Below are 22,248 nucleotides of genomic sequence, written 5' to 3'. Positions count from 1 at the left end.
ATTTATCCGCCAGGTGCTTTTGCCGGCAGCGATGCTCTGCTAAGTGCGGCGCATCCCCAGCAACAGCGAGCTTTCCCGTGACCCATGATCTTGACGCCCGCACGCAGTTCGCCATCGATCTGGCGCGCCGTGCAGGCGAACTCGGGCTCGAATATTTCCGCGATCTGGAAAGCCTGACCATCGAGAGCAAGGGCCATCAGGACCTGGTCTCGCAAGCCGACCGCGAGGTCGAGCTGTTCATCCGTGCGGCGATCGCCAGGGATTATCCGCAGGACGGCATCGTCGGCGAGGAACATGCCTCCGTCGCCAGTTCGACCGGCCATGTCTGGGTCATCGACCCGATCGACGGCACCGCCAATTTCGTGCGCGGCATTCCGGCCTGGTGCGTGGTGATCGCGTGCGCAAAGGACGGCGAGACGGTCGTCGGCGTCATTCACGAACCGTCGACCGGCGAGACGTTCCACGGCAGGCTCGGCGGCGGCGCCTTCATCAACGGCAGGCCGATCAAGGCAAGTGCGGCGACCAGCCTGGAAGAAGGCTCGGTGGGGACCGGATTCTCGAACCGCGCCGAAGCCGGGAACATCGCTGTGCTGATCCAGAAGCTCCTTGCCGAAGGCGGCGTCTTCTTCCGCAATGCGTCTGGCGCCCTGATGCTGGCCTATGTGGCCTCGGGCCGCTTACTTGGCTATGTCGAGGAACACATGAACGCCTGGGACTGCGTGGCCGGCATGCTGTTGATCGAGGAAGCCGGCGGCACCGTGCTGAAGGCTGATCGCAAAACGGTGCTGCAGAGCGGGACGCAGGTCATCACCGGCGGCAAGGGCGTCTTTTCGAAGCTGCAGGCGCTTTGTTCCGGGGTGTTCAAGCCCTGACCCGGCGCCCGTCGTTCAGGCATTCACGCTCTGCGCGATTGCCCCCAATGGCCGGCACGAATTGCGGATCATCAGCCGGCCCTTGAGCACAAGCTTGCGCGGCGGCGCGTCCCGGTTGCCGGCGAGGCGGTCAAGCAGCAGATTGGCCGCCTGTTCGCCGATTGCCTGCACCGGCTGCGCCACGGTGGTCAGCTGCGGCTGGAACACGTCGGACCACGGAAAATCGTCGAAACAGGCGACCGAAATATCCTCCGGGCAGGACAGGCCGATGTCGCGGATCGCCTTCATGGTGCCGATCACCATCGGGTTGTTGGCCGAGAAGATCGCGCTCGGCCGGTCATGCAGCGACAGCAGCTGCATGGTTGCGTTGTAGCCGTCGATCTCATGGAAGTTGCCGGAGCGGACGAGCTCCTCGGCCACCGGCAGGCCGGCGGCGTGCAACGCCTCGCGATAGCCCGTCATGCGGTCATGCATCGGCGAAATGTCGGATGTGCCGGTGATGTAGCCGATGCGCCGGTGGCCGAGATTAATCAGATAGGTGATGGCATCGAACACCGCGCGCTGGTTGTCGAGCACCACCGTATCGGTGTCGACACCCTCGCAGACGCGGTCGAGCAACACGACCGGCACGTTGGCGGCATCGACGATCCCTTTGAGGATCGCACCATCGCCGACGCGGGCCACGATCAGCCCGTCGACCATGCGGTCGAGCAGCAGCCGGATCTGGTCGTCCTGCGTGTTCAGATCCTCGTCGGTGCAGCACAGCATGACGGCATAGCCGGCACGGTCGAAGGCCTGCTGGATGACCGAGACGACATCGGTGAAGAACGGGTTGGTGATGTGCGGCACGGTCAGGCCTATGGTGCGCGTCGTGCCCATCTTCAGGCTGCGGGCGATGGCATTGCGCTTGTAGCCGATATCGCGGATCGCCTGTTCGATGCGCTGGCTGAGCTCAGGGCTGACGGTCGCCGTGCCGTTGATCAGCGCCGAAACGGTGGCGACCGAGACACGCGCCGCCTCGGCCACATGCAGCATGGTCGGCGCCGTCGATTTCCGCTGTCTCGTCCGCTTGTTTGCTGTCATTTTCGAAACGTTTCGCCCGTGCCCGTTAGCTATACCTACGGAATATCAAGGTTTTTCGCAAGAATTGAAAAGGGACAATCCTCCGCTTTCAGATAGCGGCTTGACAGTATCGAAACGTTTAGAATAGCGTTTAGGCGAGATTGACGACGACGGAAGGGAGGCCGCCATTGTCATGGAGCACAGGGATTCCATCGCCCATGGGCATGCCGCGGCGACGGACCGTTCCGATGTCGTCCTGAGCGCCGAGCGCATTTCCAAGAGCTTCGGCGGCATCGCCGCCCTGGTCGATGTCGGCTTCGAATTGCGGCGTGGCGAGGTCCATGCCCTGATGGGCGAGAATGGCGCCGGCAAGTCGACGCTGATGAAGATCCTGTCCGGCGTCTATACCGGCTATGAAGGTACGGTCAGCGTCGATGGAAGGCCGGCCAGCTTCGCCGGCGTGCGCGAGGCCGAGGATGCCGGCATCGCCATCATCCACCAGGAGCTCAACCTGGTGCCGGAACTCAGCGTCGCCGACAATATCTTCCTTGGACGCGAGAAACTGATCGCCGGGCTGATCGTCGACCGCAAGGCGAGCAGCCGTGCCGCGGGCGCCCTTCTGCAGCGGCTCGGCATCGAACTCGACCCCGAAGCGCGCGTCGGCGCCCTGCGCGTCGGCGAACAGCAGCTGGTCGAAATCGCCAAGGCGCTGTCGATGTCGGCGCGCATCCTGATCATGGACGAGCCGACCTCGGCGCTGTCGCCGGCCGAATGCCAGCGGCTGTTCCGCATCATCCGCCAGCTTGCCGACAGCGGCGTCGCCATCGTCTACATCTCGCACCGCATCGACGAGGTCATGCATCTGGCCGGCCGTGTCACCGTCTTCCGCGACGGGCGCCACGTGCTGACGCGGCCGATGGCCGAACTCGACGAGAATGCCATCATTTCGGCGATGGTCGGACGGGACCTGCTCGCATCCTCCCAGCACGAGCGGGATCCCGGCGGCAGGACCGTGCTTTCGGTCAGCAATCTGTCGCTGTCGAAGCCCGACCGCCAGGGTTGGCGGCAGGTGATCGACGGCGTCAGCTTCGATCTGGCAGCCGGAGAAATCCTCGGCATAGGCGGCCTTTTGGGTTCGGGCCGCACCGAGATCATGGAAGCGATCTTCGGCTCCAGCGACGGCCGGACCGGCGGCGAGATCCGGCTCGACGGCCTGCCCGTGGACATCCGCTCGCCGCGCGATGCCAGGCGCCTGGGCATTGCGCTGGTCACCGAGGACCGCAAGACGCAAGGCCTGCACCTGCAGGCCTCGATAACGGACAATGTCGCGCTGCCGCTGGTCGGATCGCTGGCGCGCTTCGGCATCCGCTCGCTGGCCGGCGAACAGGGGCTGGCGCGACAGGCGGTCAAGGCGCTCGGCATACGCTGCCAGGACATCGACCAGTCCGCCGGCACGCTGTCGGGCGGCAACCAGCAGAAGGTCGTCATCGCCAAATGGCTGGCGACGAGGCCGCGCGTGCTGTTGCTGGACGAGCCGACGCGCGGCATCGATGTCGGCGCCAAGCGCGAGATCTACGACCTCATCTTCCAGTTGGCGCGCGATGGCCTCGCGATCGCCGTCATCAGCTCCGAACTGCCGGAATTGCTGCATCTATCGGATCGCATCCTGGTGATGGCCGATGGCCGCCAGACCGGCATTCTGTCCCGCGATGCGGCCAGCGAAGAGGCGATCATGCGCCTCGCCGCCCCGCGCCGCACCCTGTCGAGACCTGCCGCATGACTGCCCTGAAACTTCTGTCCCGGACCAAGCTCTATTGGGGCCTGATCGCCATCTTCCTGATCGGCGTGCTGGGCTCGCCGGTGAGTTCCAAGGGCAACAACATCTTCCTGTCCTACGGCAATCTGCTCGACGTGCTGCGTCAGGTGTCGACCACCGGGCTGATCGCCACCGGCATGACGGCAGTGATCATCACCGGCGGCATCGACCTTTCCGTCGGCTCCCTGATGGCCATCTGCTCGGTGGTCTGTGCCATGCTGCTGACGGTGCCGGGCGTGACGCCGGGTGTCGTTCTGGGCGTGCCGACCGTTGCCCTGGTGGCGCTTTGCCTCGGCTTCGTCGTCACCCGCTTCATCTTCCTCAATCTGCAAAAATCCCGCGCCGGTCCCGATGCCGCCGCGCGTGATATCAGGCTGGACAATGTTCGCGGCCTGGTCACGCCGGCTATCGTCGGCGTGGTCCTGTGCTGCCTTTCGCTGTGGTACCTGCTGCCGCAGATCGAACCCAAATTCGGCGTGCTCGGCGTGTTGCTGGTGGCGCCCTGCGTTGGCCTGTTGTTCGGCGCCATCAACGGCTTCATCATCGTTGCCGGACGGCTGCAACCCTTCATCGTCACGCTGGCGATGATGGTGACGGCGCTCGGCATCGCCCGGCTCACCGCCGGCCAGAACAATGCGGTGCTGCCCGTCTATACCGGCTCGAACGCCACCGCCGATTTCGAGATGCTGCGCTCGCTGGTGTTCGGCGTTATCCCGATGCCCGGCCTGTTCTTCCTCGGCGCCATCCTGATCTATGGCGCCGTGCTGCGCTTCACGCCGTTCGGCCGCTACGTCTATGCCATCGGCGGCAATGAGGAGGCTGCACGGCTTTCCGGCATCGCCGCCGGCCGCGTCAAGATCGCCACCTATGCCATCTCCGGCCTGCTCGCCGGCATCGCCGCCGTGCTCTATGTGGCGCAGTACCGGCAAGGCAAGCCCGATGCCGGCGCCGGGCTGGAGCTCGACGCCATCGCCGCCGTGGTCATCGGCGGCACCAGCCTGATGGGCGGGCGCGGCAGCCTCATAGGCACGTTCTGCGGCGTGCTGATCTTCGGGCTGCTCTCCAACATATTGCAGCTCCACAACATCAATTCGAACCTTCAGCTGGTGCTGAAGGGGATGATCATCATCGGCACCGTGCTCGTGCAGGAGCGCAACGCCGGTGATCTCCTGGCCTATCTGCGCCTGCCCGGCGGGCAAGCGGCGCGCAAGGAAACGGCCGCAGCCAAGCGGCCGTCGCAAGAGACCCCGTCTCTCAATCTCGGAGGAAACAAGAAATGAAACGACGTGACATGCTGAAGCTTGCCGCTGTCGGCGCGGCACTTTTGACCACCACCGCGCTGCTCTCGACCAATGCCTTCGCCCAGGACAAGAAGTGGAAGATCGGCTTTTCGCAGGTGACCACGATCGAGCCCTGGCGCGCCCAGTTCAACAAGGACATCATTGCCGAAGCCGCCAAGCATCCCGAGGTCGAGCTGATCATCACCGACGGCGAGGACAAGACCGAGAAGCAGGTCGCCGATGTCGAGAACCTGATCCGCCAGGAAGTCGACGCGCTTCTGGTGTCGCCGAAGGAATCCGCCGGCCTGACCGGCGTCGTGCAGCAGGCCATCGATGCCAAGATCCCGGTCTTCGTGCTCGACCGCAATGTCGACACCAAGGACTTCACGCAGTTCGTCGGCGGCGACAACAAGCTGATCGGCCGCGCGGCCGGCGAATATGCCGTCGAACTGCTCGGCGGCAAGGGCAAGGCGGCGGGCAATGTCGTCGAGATCTGGGGCGGCATGGGCACCCAGCCGGCGCATGACCGCCATGACGGCTTCCATGAATTCACCGACAAGGAACCGGGCATCAAATATCTGCTCGACCAGCAGTCGGGCGACTGGAAGCAGGACCAGGCCTACAATCTGATGGCCAACGCGCTGAAAACCAACGAGAAGATCGATCTCGTTTACGGCCACAACGACCCGATGGCCTACGGCGCCTACCTCGCCGCCAAGGACGTCGGCCGCGAGAAGGACATCAAGTTCATCGGCATTGACGGCCTGCCCAATGAAGGCGTGCAAATGGTGAACAAGGGCGAACTGACGGCAACCTTCACCTATGTCACCCCCGGTGCCGAAGGCCTGCGTCAGGCGATCAAGTTCCTCAACGGCGAAAAGGTCGAAAAGACCATCACATTGCCGACCGAGAAGATCACCAAGGAAAACGCCGCCAAGGTGCTGAAGGACAACGGGTTGTGAGATTGTGAGCCTTGGAGGCGGCGGTTGGCGCCGCCCCTCCTCCGCCTGCCGGCCCCTTCTCCCCGTATAGTGACGGGGGAGAAGGGGACTGGCCGCACCGGCGGCACCCTTTTTGCAACGCAGACAATTGGCGAAATCGTTGACGACAGGGTCTTTCTCCCCGTCACTATACGGGGAGAAATGTCCGGCAGGACAATGAGGGGCGGCGCCGGCGTTGACAGTGCAAGTGCTCCAACTGCCTTGCCCTCCCTCGTAGACCCGCAAGGCAACGCTACGCCAGCTTGGCCAGAAGCTTCATGAAGGTGGCGATCTCCTTGGTGGAGAGCGGCGCCAGTGTCTCCCTGGTGATCTCGCGCGCCAGCGGGATCAGCCGTTCGATCGCGTCGCGGCCCTCGGCGGTCAGATTGACCAGCAGTCGCCTTTTGTCGACCTCGTGCTTGGAGAGCTCGACCAGGCCGCGCGCCTTCAGCCGGTCGATGACGCCCTTCACGGTCGCGGCATCCATTGCGATCAGCGTGCCGAGCTGGTTCTGCGAGGTCTCGCCGACATCGCGCAGCTTGGCCAGTGCTGCGAATTGCGGCGGCGTCAGGTCGCCGATATGCGCGGCGAAGATCGAGACATGGCGCTGGTGCGCCTTGCGCAGGATGAAGCCGACCTGCTCCTGCAGGAGGTAATCCTGCTCCTCGGGCTCTTCGGCCTCGACCAGCTTGAGCAGATTGTCGCCGCCGCTCACCGCAGCCCGTCCCAGGCCTTGATGCCGTCGGCCGCAAGGCCCCCCATGCGGTTGTGGATGCGCGGCCCGCAAGTCATGGCGAGGCAAAACAGGATCTCGTCGGGGCGCGGCCCGTCGCTGATGCCGATTTCCATGGCGTCGAAATGGCTGCGCACATAGGCGGCGTTGATGTGGCCGAGCGGCACGTCGAGCTTCGAGCCGAAGGCGCCGACCTTCTTGGCCGACGGCACGATCGCCTTGGCGTCGCCGAGCCGCTCGCGCATGGCGTAGCCGCCCGGCACATGCCAGAGCGCGCCGTGTTCCAGTTCGCCCGCCGTGCCGACGATGGCACCCTTGCCGTAGCCGTCGATCTGCTTGACGTCGCCGCCCAGTGCGGCGATCAGCCGGTCGGAGAGCAGAAGGCCAAGCGGCTTCAGATCGTCCATGGCGCTCTGCAGATCCTCGACATAGCGCCCGGCGAACGGGTTCTTGACGACGGCCATGGCCGCCGCGCGGCGGCGCGGCACGTCCGCGACCGGCCCGCCCTCATGAAAGATCTCTTCGCTCAGCACCGCGATCTTGCGGATCGGAAACTCAGGCATGGGCAACTTCCTCCGTCGGATTTTTGTTGGGCGCGGCAAGCGCCACGGAACCACTGATGCGGGCCTCACCGCCCAGAAACAGCGCCGATCCGGCAATCAGGCCGCGCCGGCGAAAATCTTCGGCAACGGCAAGGCCATTGTCCAGCGCCCGCGCCACCTCGCCAGGCGCAAGCGCGCCGACGCCTTGCGTCACCAGCCGCGCGCCAAGGTCGGTGTCGGGCGCAAGGTCCTGTGCGGGAATGCGTTTGATGGCGGGATTGCCGGGCAAGTCGACCGCATTGGCAATCAGCGTCGCCGCCGCATCGGCCTCGGCGCCGGTCCGCGCCAGCACGGTGACGGCGTCGGCAATGCCGAGCGAGAACGAGCGGCCGCGCCAGCCGCTGGTGGCAACGCCGCGAACGCCATCCTCCGCGCGGATCGTGATCCGGTCGGCCATGCCATTGCCGGTGCCGGCGACCGCCAGACCGATCGATCGGCCCGTTCCGATGTGGAGGGCGCTGTCGCCGCCATTGTTGACATAGGCGCGCTCGAGCCTGCGGCCGGCAAGCAGCGCGGCGAGCATTTCGTCGGCTACCGATCCAGCGACGGCCGCCATCGGCGTTATGAAACATTCCGCCAGCGGCATGACGGCCGTTTCCATGCGGCGCGCCGTCGGGCCGTTGAAGGCGCGGGGGGCCAGGAAAAACGCCGGGAGCCGCAATTCGGGAAGCTCGCTCACCAGCTCGATCAGGATCGTCTGGAACCGCGCGATGGCTTGCTCGTAGGCCAGGCGGCATTCCTGTACTTCGCCAAAGGCCTCGACGATCAGGTCGATCGGCCCATGGTTGAGATGCAGCCGCTTGCCATCCTGCAGCCAATGCGCTTGCGGGCCGTCCATCATCCGGTCCCGTCGTTCGACGCGGCGCGCCGCAATTGCGCCAGCGGCGGCCAGGGATTGTCGGACGGCGCGCCGGTGCCGCGGCGCGGATTGAGATACTCGCCGCCCTTGGCGACGATATCCTCGACGCTGCGGATCTCGGCCTCGTAGCCGCCAAGCCTGATATAGTCGTCGCGGCGCAAGGTGAACTCGATCGGCGCCACCAGCGCCGGTGTCGGCACGTAGCCGAAGGCGCCTTCCGGTACGCGCGTGACATCGACCATCAGCGTGATGCCGCCGCCGGGCCAGACATAGACCGGTGCGCCGCCGACCGTCACATACGTTTTCAGCCCTTGCACCGAACGGGTGAGATTGACCGGGTTTTCGGTGACGCCGGCGCGCAGCGAGCCACCGGCGCCGCCGATAAAAAGCACGGTGCACAGCGCCGGTTCGCAATTGTCCTCGATCAGATTGACCGACTTCCGCAGCCGCTCGGGAAATGGCTTCTCCACCGGCTTCAGCTCGTCGTCGAGCTCGTAATAGGCGAACTGCTCGCCGGTGGTCGAAACCATCAGGAGCGACAGGCCCGGCCGTGCGCCCTTCTTGGCGTTCCATTCGCCGAGAATCGACAACGGATCGGAAATCGAGGTGCCGCCCCAGCCGAGGCCAGGCTCGGAGACCTTGAAATAGCGGCCCGGCGTCGAGCGGCGGCCGATGATCTTTATGCCCGTATCCTGCCAGCCCAGCACCTTGCCGGCCTGATGCTCGGAGACGACGCCGGTGATGTGGTCGTCGACCACCACCACCTCGTCGACCAGCCCGCGCCATTGCGTGGCGAACATGCCGATCGTGGCCGAGCCACAGCCGACGCGCATGCGGTGTTCCTGCTTGCCGTCGATAACGGGTGGTTTGCCGGCTTCGACGATGATTGTGGCGCCACCGTCGATGGTCAGGTCCACCGGCTTGCGGTTGCACAGATTGAGCAGCGCGTCGCAGGTGGCGCGGCCTTCCGCCTTGGAGCCGCCGGTCAAATGATGCACGCCGCCCAGCGACAGCATCTGCGAACCGTATTCGCCCGTCGTGACATGGCCGATGGCCTCGCCTTGCGAGCGCACGATTGCCGTTTCGGCTCCGAGATGACGGTCGGTGTCGATCTTCACCTTGACGCCGCAATACGAAAAAATGCCTTCGGTGACGACGGTGACCAGATCGACGCCCTCGACCTCCTGGCTGACGATGAACGGCGCCGGCTTGTAGTCGGGATAGGTGGTGCCGGCACCGATTGCCGTGACGAAGCGGCGCCCGGTGTTGACCAGTTCGCCGTCCCAAGCCTCGCCCTCGGCGACGAAGGGCACGATTGCCGCGCCAGTCTCGGCCGCATGGTCCAGGATGGTCAGCGGGTCCATGCGCACGATCCGGCCGCCGGCATTGCCGTAGCGGTCGCAGGCGCCGGTGCGGCCATCGGCGATGTAGCACATGACCGGGCAGGCATCGCAGCGGATCTTCTCCGCCACCAGCTTCTCGCCGGGATCATGGGTCTCGAAGCGCTCGGCAAGCTCGCTCATGCGCGTGCCTCCTTTTCGCGGATGCCAGCGCGGATGCGCGTCGGCGTCGCCGGAACCTTGGTGACGAGTACGCCAGTGGCGTGGCGGATGGCGTTGAGGATCGCCGGCGCCGTCGGGATCAGCACATGCTCGCCCAGCCCCTTGGCGCCGAACGGCCCCTCGGGATCGGGAACCTCGACCAGAATGGTCTCGATCGGCGGCACGTCGCCGATGGTCGGGATGAGATAGTCGTGCAGGTTTTCGGTGCGGCCGGGAATGTACTCTTCCATCAGCGCCATGCCGATGCCTTGCGCGATGCCGCCTTCGATCTGGCCCTCGACCAGCAGCGGGTTGATCGCCTTGCCGACATCATGCGCAGCGGTGATCTTGATCAGCTTCACCGCGCCGAGCTTGAGATCGACCTCGAGTTCGGCGATCTGCGCGCCGTAACCGTAGACGGCATAGGGCTTGCCCTGGCCCCTTGCATCGAGCGGCAGCGTCGGCGGGTCATAGGTCTCCTCGGCGCTGAAGACGAAGCCGTCGGCATCCAAATCGAGCGAGGCGAGGTCGATGCGGCGCGTGGCCTCGCCCTCGCGGATGACGATCGCCGCGCCGTCCAGTTGCAGGGATGCCTTTTCGGAGACATTGGCGAAGCGCAGGATCTTGTCGCGCAAGGCCCGCCCGGCCTTTTCGGCGGCCTTGCCGGTCACGAAAGTCTGGCGCGATGCGGACGTCTTGCCGGCATCGGGGCTGATCGCCGTGTCGGCGCTCTTCAGCCGGAATTTCTCCAGCGGCAGGCCAAGTGCGTCGGCGCAGATCTGGGTGATGACGGTGTTCGAGCCCTGGCCGATGTCGACGGCGCCCTGGTGCAGGATGACCGTGCCGTCAGCCGCAATGCCGACCCGGATGGTCGATGGATTGGGCAGCGAGGTGTTGCCGCAGCCATACCAGCAGGACGCGACGCCGACGCCGCGCTTCTTATCGCGGCTGGCAATGTTGAAAGCATCCGCATCAGCCACCGCCCGCGCCCAATGCGGCAGCAAGGCCTCCAGACATTCGGCAATGCCGACGCCCGACTCCAGCCTCTGACCGGTAACCGTTTCGGAGCCGTTCCGAAGGCAGTTTCTCAAGCGAAAATCGAGGCGGTCGATGCCGAGCTTGCCGGCCAGCTCGTCATAGAGCGTCTCTTGCATGATCGTCGCCTGCGGCACGCCGAAGCCACGGAAGGCGCCGGAGATCGGCCCGTGCGTGTGGATGGCACGGCCCTCGGCGCGGTAGTTCGGCGTCGCATAGGGGCCGGAAGCATGCACCGGCACGCGGTTGGCGACCGTCGGTCCCCAACTGGCATAGGCACCGGTGTTGAAATCGCCGGCAAAGATCATGCCGGTGACATGGCCGTCGGCATCGGCGCCGATCGTCGCTTTCATCTCGGCCGGATGGCGCTTGGTCGTCGACATCATCGATTCGTTGCGGGTGTAGGCGAGTGCCGCCGCCCGGCCGGTCTTCAGCGCCACGAGGCCGATCAGCGGCTGCAGCGAAACGTCGAGTTTTGAGCCGAAGCCGCCGCCGGTGGCGGTCGGCACGATGCGCACCTTTTCGATGGGCAGGCCGAGCACCTTCGCCGTGTCGTCGCGGTCCATGTAGGGCGCCTGCGTGCAGGCGACGACGACCAGCGTGTCGCCATCGAGGTAAGCATAGCCGGCTTCCGGCTCGATATAGGCATGCTCGACATAGGAGGTGTCGATCGCGCCCGTCACGGTAACGGCCGCATTGGCAAGCGCTGTCTCGGGCTTGCCGCGCTCGACGAAGCCGGAGGTCAGCAGGTTCGAAGGGCGGTTGCTATGGATCAGCGCCGCACCCTTGGCCTGCGCCTCGCCGGGCTGCAGGACATGCGGCAGTTCGGTCCAGCGGACCGGGAAATCCGACAGATCGAGATCAAGCATCGCCTCGCGCTCGCCGGCGATCAGCGCCACCGCCTCGCCGCGAAGACGTGCAAACCCTTCGGCCAGGGCCGGCTGATCGGCGAACGGGCCGATGACGCCGAAACAGTTTCTGCCCGGAATGTCGGCCGCCGTGAACACACCAACGACGCCATGATGCGCCTTCACCCAGCCGTCGAGATCGCCGAAAGCGAAGCCGGCATGATAATGCGGCGAGCGGACCACCAGCACCGCAAGCGCATCGGCCGGGAAGGAATCGCCGCCGAATTTCTCATCGCCGGTGACTTTGGGTACGCCGTCGAGCCTGACCGGTGACGCGCCGATCGCATGGCCGGATTGAGGCAGACGGAAATCAAGGTTTGCCGTTTGCTGGGAGGCGTCCATCACCGCCGCGATGATTTTCCGGTAGCCGGTGCAGCGGCACAGTATGCCGCCCAGCGCATCCTGCACCTCGGTCTCGGTTGGCATAGGCGTCGTGTCCAGCAGCGCTGTCGCCGCCACCAGCAGCGCCGGCGTGCAGATGCCGCACTGCGCCGCGCCATGCGCGAGGAAAGAGGCCTGCAATGCCGAAAGCCGGCCATTGGCGAGCCCCTCGACCGTCGTCACCGATGCGCCGGCGGCCGAGGCTGCCGACATCAGGCAGGCGCAGACGGGATCGCCGTCGACCAGCACCGTGCAGGCGCCGCAATCGCCGGCGTCGCAGCCGACCTTGGTGCCGGTAAGCCGCAATTCGTCACGCAGCACCTGGGACAGCCGGCGCAACGGCGGCACATTGACCGAGACGGCGGCGCCATTGACCGCGAAAGTAATGTCGGCGCGTTCAAGGCCGGACAGCATCCCACCCAGGTCAGGCAGCGCTTCACTGACTTCAGGCAGAACCTGGTTCATGTCAGGCTGAGCTTGTCTCATGCCGCCGCCACCATATGATCGTTCGTCGCTCCGGCGGCCGTCAGCACGGCCCGCGCAACAATCTCTCGCACCGCGTCGAGCCGGTATTCGGCGCTGCCGCGCACATCGGCGATCGGCGACAGTTCCGTCATCGGCGCGGACTGGATCGCATCGGCGAGCCCATGATCGGCCGGCAACCCGCGTATGACGGTCTCGACGCCGGCAAGCCGCTTGGCGACAGCCGAGCAGGACCCGACGGCGATGGCCGCCTCGGCAACCGTGCCGTTGTCGACGACCAGGCGCGCCGCCACCATGGCGATGGAAATGACGAGATAGCGCCGGGCGCCGAGCTTGACGAAAGCCGACGCGCCGGCAGTGGCTGGCTTCGGTACGCGGAGGGCCGTGACCATTTCGCCAGGCTGCAAAGCCGTGCGGCGGTTGCCGAGAATGAACTCCTGCAGGGGCAGATGACGCGTGGCGGCCGCCGAACGCAATTCGACCTCGGCATCGAGCACGAGCAGGCCCGGCACGCCATCGGCGGCCGGCGAGGCGTTGCAGAGATTGCCGGCGACCGAGGCGACATTCTGGATCTGCGGCGAACCGACCTCGCGCGCGGCCTGTTTCAGCGCATCGAAAGCCGGCGGCAAGGGGTGGCGGATGAGGTCGGTCCAGGTCGTGCGCGCGCCGATGACAAAATGGTCATCGGTCTCGGCGATGCCGCGCAGCGCGGCGAGGCCGTTAATGTCGAGGACATTGTCGCGGAATGGCTTGGCACCCTGCGCCGGATAGAAATCCGTGCCGCCGGCAAGGATGCGCCAGACGCCTTCGCCAAGCAAAGCGAGCGCTTCATCGACCGAGGTGGGTTTCGCGTAACGGATCACGCTTTGCCTTCCCAGAGAGTGGGCCTTCCCCGAAATGGCCCTCCCGGGGCGTTTACCCCGGGCATGATCTTGCCGGTCCGCAAACCGGAAATTCATTCGTATGCAAATGATATCAAGCCGGTGGAAATTGTCAAAGCCAGAGTTTGGGCTGTCGTGCTTGCCATGGTTCATGCAACGAGATTGTTACGCCTTCGGAGGTTGACGCGGCCGGCCATCTGGTCAAGTTTCTGCCTCCGGTCGCGTTCGCGGCATCTTTCTACTGGAGCCTGAGCCCAAAGCAGAGAAGAAGGAGGCCCAATGGCCGACCAAGCGCTTGTTGTGATCGACCTGCAGAACGACTTTTGCCCTGGTGGCGCATTGGCCGTGACCGGCGGCGACGAGATCGTGCCGCTGGTCAACGACATGATCCGGCATGCCGACCATGTCGTGCTGACGCAGGACTGGCATCCCGCCGGCCATTCGAGCTTTGCCTCAAGCCATCCGGGCGCGCAGCCCTTCACCATGATCGAGATGCCCTATGGCCAGCAGACGCTTTGGCCGGATCATTGCATCCAGGGCAGCCTCGGCTCGGACTTCCATTCCGGCCTTGCCTGGACCAAGGCCGAACTCGTCATCCGCAAGGGATTTCGCCCTGCCATAGACAGCTATTCGGCCTTCTTCGAGAACGACCACAAGACCCCGACCGGCCTCGGAGGCTACCTCAAGGAGCGCGGCATCGATACCATCACCCTGGTCGGCCTGGCGACCGATTTCTGCGTCGGCTTTTCGGCACTGGACGCCGTCAGCCAGGGTTTCAAGACCACCGTCCGGCTCGACGCCTGCCGCGGCATCGATCTCAACGGCTCGCTCGATGCCATGCTGCGGCGTATGCGCGATGCCGGCGTGACGCTTGAAGACCATTTGTCGGACTGAACGGACGGTGGGGCGGCAAGGGGGCTTTCAGGGGACTATCGCAGGCGTCACGGCGGGCGCTGCCATCGCTGTCGTCACGCTGTTCCCGGAAATAGCCTTCGCGGCCGAGGACCACGCTCTGCCCGGCGCCCCGATGTCGCTGTGGTGGGCGCTGCCTTTCGCCGGCCTGCTGCTGTCGATCGCCACCGGTCCGCTGCTGTTCCACCATGTCTGGGAACATCACTACGGCAAGATCGCGGCCCTGTGGGCCGGGCTTGTGGTCGTACCGCTGGCGCTCGCCTTTGGCATTCCGTCGGCGACCGAGGCGGTGCTGCACGCGCTGCTCACCGAATACATGTCCTTCATCATCCTGCTGTTTGCGCTGTTTACCATTTCGGGCGGCATTCTGGTCGCCGGCAACATCCACGGCACGCCGCTGGTCAATGCCGCGCTGCTGCTGGTCGGCGCATTGCTCGCCTCGGTCATCGGCACGACGGGCGCCTCGATGATCCTGATCCGGCCGATCATCCGCGCCAACGACGCCAGGCCGTTCAACGCCCATGTCGTCGTCTTCTTCATCTTCCTGGTCTCCAACATTGGCGGCTCGCTGACGCCGCTCGGCGACCCGCCGCTGTTCGTCGGCTTCCTGCGCGGCGTCGATTTCTTCTGGACGACCGCGAACCTCTACCGTGAGACACTGTTCGTCGGCGGTGTGGTGCTGGCGGTGTTCCTGGCGATCGACGTCATCCTGCACCGGCGCGAAGCCGGCGCGCCGAAGATCAAGGACCCGACGCCGGATTCGAAGGTTCGCATCCGCGGCCTGCCCAACATTCCGCTGCTGGCCGGCGTCATCGGTGCCATCCTGCTGTCGGCAACGTGGAAGCCCGACGTCACCTTCTCCATCCAAGGCGTGACGCTGGAACTGCAGAACCTGGTGCGCGACGCCATCATCCTGGCGCTCGCCTTCGTGTCGCTGGCGGTTTCGCGCAAAGAATACCGCGAGGCGAACGGCTTCAATTGGGGTCCGATCGCGGAGGTGGCAAAATTGTTTGCCGGCATCTTCATCTGCATCGTGCCGGTCATCGCCATCTTGAGAGCCGGTCACGAGGGCGCATTGGCGCCGCTGGTCGCGCTGGTCACCTCGGCGCAAGGCACACCCAACGATCTCGCCTATTTCTGGCTGACTGGAGCACTGTCGTCCTTCCTCGACAATGCTCCGACCTATCTGGTGTTCTTCGAGCTGGCCGGTGGCGACCCACGCCACCTGATGACCGAGTTCGCCTCGACGCTCGCCGCGATCTCGGCGGGTGCGGTGTTCATGGGCGCCAACACCTATATCGGCAATGCGCCCAACTTCATGGTCTACGCCATCGCCCGGCAGCGTGACGTGAAGATGCCCGGCTTCTTCGGCTACATGCTGTGGTCCGGCCTGGTGCTGATCCCGACCTTTTTGATCGCGGGCTTTGTGTTTTTCGGCTGATCAGCCAACGCCGACATAGCGCCTGACCGCCGATGGGTCGGCGCGCAATTCCTCGACATCCACCGTCTCGCGGTTGCGGCCGTTCTCGATGAACGAGACGCGGTCGGCGACCGACAGCACCGCGTCGACCCGCTGCTCCACCAAAATGGTCGAGACGCCCATGTCGCGCAGCTTAGCCACCGTCTCGCGGATCTTGGCGATCATCGACGGCATCAGCCCTTCCGTAGGCTCGTCGAGCAAGAGCACCTGCGGTTCGAGGCAGAGCGCACGCGCCATGGCCAGCATCTGCTGCTCGCCGCCCGACAGTGTGCCCGAGCGCTGGCGTAGCCGCTGGCGCAGCAGCGGGAAGAGGTCGAGGACGTTTTCCCGCGTCGCCTTGCCCTTGCCGCGCGCCATCAGCCCGATCTCGATGTTTTCCGCCACCGTCATCTCGGCGAACAGCCGCCTGCCTTGCGGCACATAGGCGACGCCGGCCTTCGGCACCTCATGCGCCGGCAGGCCGGTCAATTCCGGGCCGGCGAGCTTGATCGAGCCGGCGCTTGAAGGAACCAGACCCATGATCGCCTTCAACGTCGTCGTCTTGCCGGCGCCGTTGCGGCCGAACAGGCACAGCACCTCGCCCTTGTTCAGCACGAGGTCGAGCCCATAGAGCACCTGGACCTCGCCGTAGAAACAATCCAGCCCCGCGATCCGCAACGCTTCCGCCTTGGCCGCCTCGGCCTTGTTCGTCTCACTCATGGGGCGGTCCCCAGATAGGCTTCCTGCACCGCCGCGTTTTCGCGGATGGCTTCCGGCGTGCCTTCGGCCAGGATCTTGCCGGCGTTGAAGACGGTGATGCGGTCGGCGAGCTGCATGACGACGGGCATGTTGTGTTCGATCAGTAGCACCGTGGCGCTCTTGGCGATGTCGCGCACCAGCACGATGAAATTGTCGATCTCGCTGTCTGCCAGCCCTTGCGTCGGTTCGTCGAGGATCAGCAGGCGCGGCTTCAACGCCAGGCCCATCGCCACTTCCAGCAGGCGCTGGTGGCCGTAGGACAATTGCCCGGCCGGCATATGGGCGCGGTCGGCCAGCCCGGTGCGTTCAAGCGCCGTCATGACGCCGGCCTTCACTGCACCCTTGGAGCGGCCATCGCTCAGTGTGCGCTGCACCGGCAGGGCGACATTGTCGTAGGCGCTGAGGTTGGCGAAGACGCTGGTGATCTGGAACGTGTAGGCGATGCCCTGGCGCACCCTGACATAGGCCGGCTGACCGGTGATGTCGGCGCCGTCGAAGACGATCGCTCCGGAAGACGGCTGGATGCGGCCGCTGACCAGGCTGACGAAGGTGGTTTTCCCCGCCCCATTGGGGCCGATGACGGCGCGGATTTCGCCCGGCATCAAGGTGAAATCGACACTGTCGACGGCGCGCAGGCCGCCGAAATGGCGCGACAGGCCCTTGGTGGTCAAGAGCGGCGTCATGGCAGCCACCCGAGCCAGCGTTGGCGGATGGTGCCGAGAATGCCCTTGGGGAAAAACAGCACCAGCAGGATGAGCGCGATGCCGACGATCAGCAGATAGGCCGATGTGTAGCCGCTGGTGACGTCGATGACATAGTACATGAAGACCGTGCCGATCAGCGGCCCAAGCGTCGTGGCGGCGCCACCGAGCAGCACCCAGAGCAGCGGCAGGATCGAATATTGCACCGAGGCGAAGCTCGATCCGACATAGCCGAACAGCAGCGCATAGGCGGCCCCCGAGGCCGCGCAGATCGTTCCGGAGACGACCACGGCTATCAGCTTGTTGGAGAAGGTGTCGTAGCCCAGCATCTTGGTGCGTTCTTCGTTCTCGCGGATGGCGACCAGCACGCGGCCATAGCGGGAGCGGACGATCGCCAGCGTGATCAGAAGCACGAGCGAGAACAGCGCCAGCGCGCTCATGTAGCGCACGGTCGGGTTGGTGAGGTCGAGCGAGGTCGCGCCGAAAGCTAGCACGCGCGCCGGCTGCGGCACGACCTGGCCCTGATCGCCGCCGGTCCATGTCGCGAAGTAGAGGATCAAGAGATAAAACACCTGGGCGAACATCATGGTGACGATCATGAAGGCGACACCCGTGGTGCGCAGGGCCAGCAGGCCGATCACCAGCGCCAGCATCGCTCCGCAAGCGATCCCGGCGGCAAAGGCCATGGGTACGCCCCAGCCGAGCTGGATGATGGCAAGGCCGGCGCCGTAAAGCCCGGCGCCGAAGAACATGGCGTGGCCGAGGCTGAGCAGGCCGACATAGCCGAACAGCATGTTGTAGCCCATGGCGAACACAGCCAGCACCATGATGCGGGCAAGCAGGCCGTGATAGTACTCAGGCAGCACGAAGCTCAGCGCGAAGAGCAGGGCGATGACGCCGAGATGCAGGGAATAGGCCTTTGCCGGCGAAGCTTCGCTCATCGCGACGCCGTCCCGAACAGGCCTTGCGGCCGGAACACCAGCACCATGGCGACCAGCAGCGTGGCGATGATCTTGGCCAGGGTCGGCGAGAAGAACATCGAGATGATGCCGTCGGACAGCCCGATCAGCACGGCGGCGACGACAGTGCCGCGCAGCGAGCCGAGGCCGCCGATGATGACGACGATGAAGGACAAGAGCAGCGGGTCCTGCCCCATCAGGTAGTGCGCCTGGCTGATCGGCACGATCAGCACCGCGGCAACCGCCGCCAGCATGGCCCCAAGCGCGAAGACGCCGCCATAGACGCGGTCGACTGGAATGCCGAAGGCCTGCGCCGTCTCGCTGTCATACTGTGTGGCGCGCATGATCAGGCCGATCCTGGTGCGCGTCAGCACCAGCCACGTGGCGAGCAAGAGAAGTGCCGACGCGGCGATGATCGACAATTTGTAGCCGGAATAGCCGAACCACGGCAAAAGGATGCGGTAGCTGAAGGGCGGCTCGACCGGCCGCGCCTCCGGGCCATAGAAGCTCAGCGCCAGCTGCTGGATGATGTAGAGCATGCCGATGGTGGCAACGATGGTGGCTTCCGGATTGTAGTTGAGCCGGCGTAGCACCAGCCGTTCGGCGACCAGCGCAATAGCGCCGACGATCAGCGGCGCGATCACCAGCGCCGCCAGGAAGCCAAGCGCCGGATGGCCCGATATCGCCGTCGAGATCGCCCAGGCGAGCACCGCGCCCAGCATGAAGAACTCGCCATGCGCGACATTGACCACCCGCATGACGCCGAACACCAGCGACAGCCCGAGTGCGGTCAGCGCCAGCACGGCTGATGTGACGAGGCCTTCAAGGGCTGCGAGGAGGAGGTGCGGTCCGAAGTGCATTCAGGGGCGCCTTACCCTCCCCCACGTGGGGAGGGTGACCGCGAAGCGGTCGGGTGGGGGGTGGGGCACGGGCCATTGCAGCCCCCACCCCGTTTCACAGGCTTTGCAAAATGCGAAGCCCGTTCGCCGACCCTCCCCACAAAGGGGAGGGTGAGGCTCACAGCGCCTGCGTCGTATAATCCCCTTCGGCCTCGTAGAGCCCGTCCTCGATCTTGGTCTTATGCACCACCTTCAGCTTGCCGCCTTCGACCTTGGAGATGTTCTGGATGCCGAAGCACTGGTGGATCTTGCCGTTGAAGGTTTTCGCGCCCTGCGGATGTTCGGGGCCTTCGGCGAAGGCAGTCAGCGCCTCGGTTGCCTCGACCAGCTTGGCGCGGTCTTCCGGTCCCTTGTAGCCGGCGTCTTCCATCGCCTTCTTGACGACGTAGAGCGTTTCCCAGCAGCCGAACATGTGCGCGGCGGTGGAGACGTCCTTGGGGTCGCCGACGGCCGCACCATTGTCGTCGATGCCGACAGCGGCGCGATAGGCTTTCTGCGCCTCGCTGTCATCGGCCTGGGCATAGCGCGGCGAGCCTTCCCAGAAATGGCTGCCGTCGAGGAATTCCAGGCCGGGGCTGTTGATGTCGGTGGCCTCGAGCGAATCGATGAAGCCGAACAGCTGCGGCCGATTGGAGCCGTAGAATTCGCCGAGTTCCTTGACGAAGGTGAGCACCGCCGGACCGACCATGACGTGGTAGATCACCTCGGTCTCCGGCGGGATCTGCGGGAAATACTTGGTGAAGGACGATTCCGTCGGCGGGATGGCGATCTGCGCGATAACGTCGGCGCCCTGCGCCTTCAGCGCCGGCGGCAGGTAGTCGCGGTGGTCGTAGCCGAAGGCGAAATCGGGGAAGATCTGCGTCACCTTCTTGCCGGCATTGGCCGCGATCCACGGCGCCATCGACTGGATCTGGCTCTTCACATCGGTGATGCCGGGCTGGAAGACATAGCGGTTGAGCTTGGTCGAGGCGACGTGGTGGCCTTCGCTGACGACGAAATAGGGCATCTTGTTTTCGCCTGCGGCGGGCGCCGAGCCGATGACGACATGCGAGAACAGCGTGCCGAAGACGATGTCGGTCTTGTGCTGGGTGGCGAACTTGCCGACCACTTCGGCGCCACGGCCGGGATCGGTGCCGTCATCCTCGATGATGACCTCGACCTGGCGGCCATTGATGCCGCCGGCGGCGTTGATCGCCTTGACCGCGGCAGCCGTGGTCTTCTCGTACCAGCGGCCATAGGCGGCGCCGATGCCGGTGCGGTGCGACTGGAAGCCGATCTTGATCGGCGCCGAGCTCTGCGCCTGGGAATAGCGGACGAAGCCGGGCGCCACGGCAAGGCCGGCGCCGGCGGCCAGGCCCTTCAGTGCGGTGCGGCGGGTAAAGGTCGTCTTGGAGAGGTCGAAAAATCCGTTCTTGTCAGCCATGTTCGTTCCCCTGTTTTTTGAAGTCTTGACCAACGATAAGGGCGGCTTCGGCCTCCTCGCTCGGAGGAGGCGAAAATTGCATGTGTACAAACTAAATCACCAAAGCCCCGATGTGGCAAGCGAGCTTTCCCCAACGACATCGGGGTGCCCTTTTCTCATCCGGCGGTCGGCGTGGCAAGCAGCCAGAGGCCGAAGACCGTGTAGGCGATCATCAGGAGGGTGAGCGGAAACTGGCTGAGCGCGGCGCGGGCAGGCTGAGGATGCAGGCGCCAGGCAAAGCCGTGCGCGACAAGCACGGCGAGCACATGGCCAAGGATGATGGCGCCGGCCTGGATGTTCCACAGCCACCAGGCCGATTCCGCGCCGGCGACGATGCCGGCCTCGACCTGGATGTCGGCGGTGCTGAACAGGTTCCAGCCCAGCGCGAACGGGTCGGACAAGGAGGCAAGCGCGTACTGGCCGTCGACCAGCAGCGCCGTCAGGTAGTGCGCGACATGGTAGGCAAGCGCGATCGGCACGATCGACCACACCAGCAGGCCGGTCGCTTCGCCGATGGGCGGACCGCTGCCGGCCAGGCGCTGGCCGAGGATGACGGCGAAAAGGAACACCGCCGACAGCAGGACGAACGTCAGGACGAGCCCGAGGCTGCCGCTGCCGATCAATGCCGTGCGGCCGGGCAATTCGAGCGGATTGACGCCGAACAGGCCGAGCCAGAAGAAGGTCTTCGACAGGCCGTCGAAGGAGACCGAGGACAAGGCCAGCAGCAGGAAGGCGACGCCACTGGGCGGCAAAGGCTCCGCCGTCAGCAGCTTGGCGCCCGGCCAGCACAGCCTAAGCCGGCCGTCTGCGTCGCGCTCGACCGGCGCGAAGCGCGCCACCATCGAGTAGAAGATCGTCAGGAACTCGCCGCCACGGCTCCACTGGGGATAGCCGAACACCACCATGGCGAGGAAAGAGAACAGCCAGTAGAGCCAGGCGGCCCATGCGAGCCGCGCCGGATCGTCAGGCGCCGGATCGATGAGTTCGAACCAGGCAAAGGCGAAGAACAGGATGACGGCAGGCCAGCAGCCGACCCATCCGGGAACACGCCATGGTCCGTTGTCGCCTGTGCCGAGCAGGCGCGATACGAGACGCCACGGTCCATACCAAGGGTTCAGCCATGACCAGAGGTCGCCGAAAACGCCTTGCAGCAGCGTTAGGCCGGCCCACAGCAGCGTCCAGATCACCAGCGGCAGCGGGTTGGAGAGCGGGTCGCGGCTGCCGAAAAGGCCGGCGGCAATGAGGATTGCAAAGCCGGCAAAGGAGATCAGGCTGATGGCGGTGCGGGCGCTGTCGCCGAGAGTGAACAGCGGCAGGCGCCGGCGCCAGAATTTATCGAGGCAAGCCGCAGGCAGCAGCGCCAACACGAGGAAGCTGATGGCAACCGCGAACGCGCCGCCGATCAGGTAGTAGCCGGTCGGGAGGAGGAGCACGTGGCCTCGGTCGGAGGCGTGCGCGAAGGCGGGGGTGGGGGCAATAAGCAGCGCGACAAGCAACAAAGCCAATGACAGACGGTAGCGCTCTACGGCGCCCCCCTCTGTCCTGCCGGACATCTCCCCCACAAGGGGGGAGATTGCGATGTTATCCTCGGAAGGGAGCCTCTGCCGCTGAGGACTGGCGTCTGGTTGGACAGCCTGGCGCCCTTCCTCTCCCCCGTCGATCGG

19 protein-coding genes are annotated in these 22,248 nt (G+C 65.3%); 6 read left to right on the top strand and 13 right to left on the bottom strand.

Annotated features, from left to right (window positions below):
- The first annotated feature begins 77 nt into the window (after positions 1–77).
- Positions 78–872: an inositol monophosphatase family protein gene (locus JG746_RS03045; protein ID WP_202356828.1), complete on the top strand. Its 795-nt coding sequence runs from the start codon at positions 78–80 to the stop codon at positions 870–872.
- Positions 873–887: 15 nt separating this feature from the next.
- Here the strand turns inward: JG746_RS03045 and JG746_RS03040 are convergent, their stop codons facing one another.
- Positions 888–1,907: a LacI family DNA-binding transcriptional regulator gene (locus tag JG746_RS03040; protein WP_202359246.1), complete on the bottom strand. Its 1,020-nt coding sequence runs from the start codon at positions 1,905–1,907 to the stop codon at positions 888–890.
- 220 nt (positions 1,908–2,127) lie between these two features.
- Between JG746_RS03040 and JG746_RS03035 the strand changes: the two genes are divergently transcribed.
- From JG746_RS03035 to JG746_RS03025, 3 genes are read left to right on the top strand one after another with little or no spacing between them, the layout of a single operon-like run.
- Complete coding sequence (locus JG746_RS03035) at positions 2,128–3,714, top strand: sugar ABC transporter ATP-binding protein (RefSeq protein ID WP_202356827.1); 1,587 nt, start codon at positions 2,128–2,130, stop codon at positions 3,712–3,714.
- Positions 3,711–5,030 (top strand): ABC transporter permease, encoded by a 1,320-nt coding sequence (locus tag JG746_RS03030; protein WP_202356826.1) that lies wholly within the window; start codon positions 3,711–3,713, stop codon positions 5,028–5,030. Before JG746_RS03035 ends, JG746_RS03030 begins: the two co-directional genes overlap by 4 nt.
- Positions 5,027–5,992, top strand: coding sequence for a substrate-binding domain-containing protein (locus JG746_RS03025; RefSeq protein ID WP_202356825.1), 966 nt, complete (start codon positions 5,027–5,029; stop codon positions 5,990–5,992). The genes JG746_RS03030 and JG746_RS03025 overlap by 4 nt, the downstream gene beginning before the upstream one ends.
- 271 nt (positions 5,993–6,263) lie before the next feature.
- On the opposite strand, the gene JG746_RS03020 is transcribed toward JG746_RS03025, so the two are convergent.
- The 6 genes from JG746_RS03020 to JG746_RS02995 all read right to left on the bottom strand — a co-directional run bounded on the left by JG746_RS03020 (position 6,264) and on the right by JG746_RS02995 (position 13,415).
- Complete coding sequence (locus JG746_RS03020) at positions 6,264–6,725, bottom strand: MarR family winged helix-turn-helix transcriptional regulator (RefSeq protein ID WP_202356824.1); 462 nt, start codon at positions 6,723–6,725, stop codon at positions 6,264–6,266.
- Entirely contained in the window at positions 6,722–7,306 is a 585-nt protein-coding gene (locus tag JG746_RS03015) for an amino acid synthesis family protein (protein WP_140889906.1), read from the bottom strand. Before JG746_RS03015 ends, JG746_RS03020 begins: the two co-directional genes overlap by 4 nt.
- Positions 7,299–8,183 (bottom strand): UPF0280 family protein, encoded by an 885-nt coding sequence (locus JG746_RS03010; protein ID WP_202356823.1) that lies wholly within the window; start codon positions 8,181–8,183, stop codon positions 7,299–7,301. The genes JG746_RS03015 and JG746_RS03010 overlap by 8 nt, the downstream gene beginning before the upstream one ends.
- Positions 8,183–9,727: a 6-hydroxynicotinate reductase gene (locus JG746_RS03005; RefSeq protein WP_202356822.1), complete on the bottom strand. Its 1,545-nt coding sequence runs from the start codon at positions 9,725–9,727 to the stop codon at positions 8,183–8,185. Before JG746_RS03005 ends, JG746_RS03010 begins: the two co-directional genes overlap by 1 nt.
- A complete protein-coding gene (locus JG746_RS03000) occupies positions 9,724–12,483 on the bottom strand; it encodes a molybdopterin cofactor-binding domain-containing protein (RefSeq protein ID WP_202359245.1) in 2,760 nt (919 codons plus the stop codon). Before JG746_RS03000 ends, JG746_RS03005 begins: the two co-directional genes overlap by 4 nt.
- A gap of 68 nt (positions 12,484–12,551) precedes the next feature.
- The gene (locus JG746_RS02995; protein ID WP_202356821.1) at positions 12,552–13,415 is read right to left on the bottom strand and encodes an FAD binding domain-containing protein; all 864 of its coding nucleotides are present in this window, start codon (positions 13,413–13,415) and stop codon (positions 12,552–12,554) included.
- 297 nt (positions 13,416–13,712) lie between these two features.
- Between JG746_RS02995 and pncA the strand changes: the two genes are divergently transcribed.
- Complete coding sequence (gene pncA / locus JG746_RS02990) at positions 13,713–14,327, top strand: bifunctional nicotinamidase/pyrazinamidase (protein ID WP_202356820.1); 615 nt, start codon at positions 13,713–13,715, stop codon at positions 14,325–14,327.
- A 7-nt stretch (positions 14,328–14,334) separates the two neighbouring features.
- Complete coding sequence (locus JG746_RS02985; RefSeq protein WP_446721153.1) at positions 14,335–15,786, top strand: sodium:proton antiporter; 1,452 nt, start codon at positions 14,335–14,337, stop codon at positions 15,784–15,786.
- Here the strand turns inward: JG746_RS02985 and JG746_RS02980 are convergent, their stop codons facing one another.
- From JG746_RS02980 to JG746_RS02955, 6 genes are all read right to left on the bottom strand, one after another.
- Positions 15,787–16,524, bottom strand: coding sequence for an ABC transporter ATP-binding protein (locus tag JG746_RS02980; RefSeq protein WP_202356819.1), 738 nt, complete (start codon positions 16,522–16,524; stop codon positions 15,787–15,789).
- On the bottom strand, positions 16,521–17,246 hold the full coding sequence (locus tag JG746_RS02975) for an ABC transporter ATP-binding protein (RefSeq protein WP_202356818.1): 726 nt from the start codon (positions 17,244–17,246) through the stop codon (positions 16,521–16,523). The genes JG746_RS02980 and JG746_RS02975 overlap by 4 nt, the downstream gene beginning before the upstream one ends.
- A complete protein-coding gene (locus JG746_RS02970; RefSeq protein ID WP_202356817.1) occupies positions 17,243–18,205 on the bottom strand; it encodes a branched-chain amino acid ABC transporter permease in 963 nt (320 codons plus the stop codon). The genes JG746_RS02975 and JG746_RS02970 overlap by 4 nt, the downstream gene beginning before the upstream one ends.
- A complete protein-coding gene (locus JG746_RS02965) occupies positions 18,202–19,083 on the bottom strand; it encodes a branched-chain amino acid ABC transporter permease (RefSeq protein ID WP_202356816.1) in 882 nt (293 codons plus the stop codon). The genes JG746_RS02970 and JG746_RS02965 overlap by 4 nt, the downstream gene beginning before the upstream one ends.
- A gap of 157 nt (positions 19,084–19,240) precedes the next feature.
- Positions 19,241–20,545 carry an ABC transporter substrate-binding protein gene (locus JG746_RS02960; RefSeq protein WP_202356815.1) on the bottom strand — a complete coding sequence of 435 codons (1,305 nt, stop codon included), beginning with the start codon at positions 20,543–20,545 and terminating at the stop codon, positions 19,241–19,243.
- A 155-nt stretch (positions 20,546–20,700) separates the two neighbouring features.
- Complete coding sequence (locus JG746_RS02955) at positions 20,701–22,137, bottom strand: hypothetical protein (protein ID WP_202356814.1); 1,437 nt, start codon at positions 22,135–22,137, stop codon at positions 20,701–20,703.
- Positions 22,138–22,248 lie beyond the last annotated feature (111 nt).

It is taken from the genome of Mesorhizobium sp. 113-3-3 (assembly GCF_016756495.1).
Taxonomy (GTDB): Bacteria; Pseudomonadota; Alphaproteobacteria; order Rhizobiales; family Rhizobiaceae; genus Mesorhizobium.
The sequence above is the reverse complement of the archived record's forward strand: the minus strand, read 5'-3'. Positions and strand labels throughout refer to the sequence as shown.

Excerpts from the sequence above, each read along its gene's own strand:
- JG746_RS03040 (WP_202359246.1), bottom strand. The coding sequence starts at position 1,907 with ATGCTGCATGTGGCCGAGGCGGCGCGTGTCTCGGTCGCCACCGTTTCG.
- JG746_RS03035 (WP_202356827.1), top strand. The coding sequence starts at position 2,128 with ATGGAGCACAGGGATTCCATCGCCCATGGGCATGCCGCGGCGACGGAC.
- JG746_RS03030 (WP_202356826.1), top strand. The coding sequence starts at position 3,711 with ATGACTGCCCTGAAACTTCTGTCCCGGACCAAGCTCTATTGGGGCCTG.
- JG746_RS03025 (WP_202356825.1), top strand. The coding sequence starts at position 5,027 with ATGAAACGACGTGACATGCTGAAGCTTGCCGCTGTCGGCGCGGCACTT.
- JG746_RS03015 (WP_140889906.1), bottom strand. The coding sequence starts at position 7,306 with ATGCCTGAGTTTCCGATCCGCAAGATCGCGGTGCTGAGCGAAGAGATC.
- JG746_RS03010 (WP_202356823.1), bottom strand. The coding sequence starts at position 8,183 with ATGGACGGCCCGCAAGCGCATTGGCTGCAGGATGGCAAGCGGCTGCAT.
- JG746_RS03005 (WP_202356822.1), bottom strand. The coding sequence starts at position 9,727 with ATGAGCGAGCTTGCCGAGCGCTTCGAGACCCATGATCCCGGCGAGAAG.
- JG746_RS03000 (WP_202359245.1), bottom strand. The coding sequence starts at position 12,483 with ATGCTGTCCGGCCTTGAACGCGCCGACATTACTTTCGCGGTCAATGGC.
- pncA (WP_202356820.1), top strand. The coding sequence starts at position 13,713 with ATGGCCGACCAAGCGCTTGTTGTGATCGACCTGCAGAACGACTTTTGC.
- JG746_RS02980 (WP_202356819.1), bottom strand. The coding sequence starts at position 16,524 with ATGAGTGAGACGAACAAGGCCGAGGCGGCCAAGGCGGAAGCGTTGCGG.
- JG746_RS02975 (WP_202356818.1), bottom strand. The coding sequence starts at position 17,246 with ATGACGCCGCTCTTGACCACCAAGGGCCTGTCGCGCCATTTCGGCGGC.
- JG746_RS02970 (WP_202356817.1), bottom strand. The coding sequence starts at position 18,205 with ATGAGCGAAGCTTCGCCGGCAAAGGCCTATTCCCTGCATCTCGGCGTC.
- JG746_RS02965 (WP_202356816.1), bottom strand. The coding sequence starts at position 19,083 with ATGCACTTCGGACCGCACCTCCTCCTCGCAGCCCTTGAAGGCCTCGTC.
- JG746_RS02960 (WP_202356815.1), bottom strand. The coding sequence starts at position 20,545 with ATGGCTGACAAGAACGGATTTTTCGACCTCTCCAAGACGACCTTTACC.
- JG746_RS02955 (WP_202356814.1), bottom strand. The coding sequence starts at position 22,137 with ATGTCCGGCAGGACAGAGGGGGGCGCCGTAGAGCGCTACCGTCTGTCA.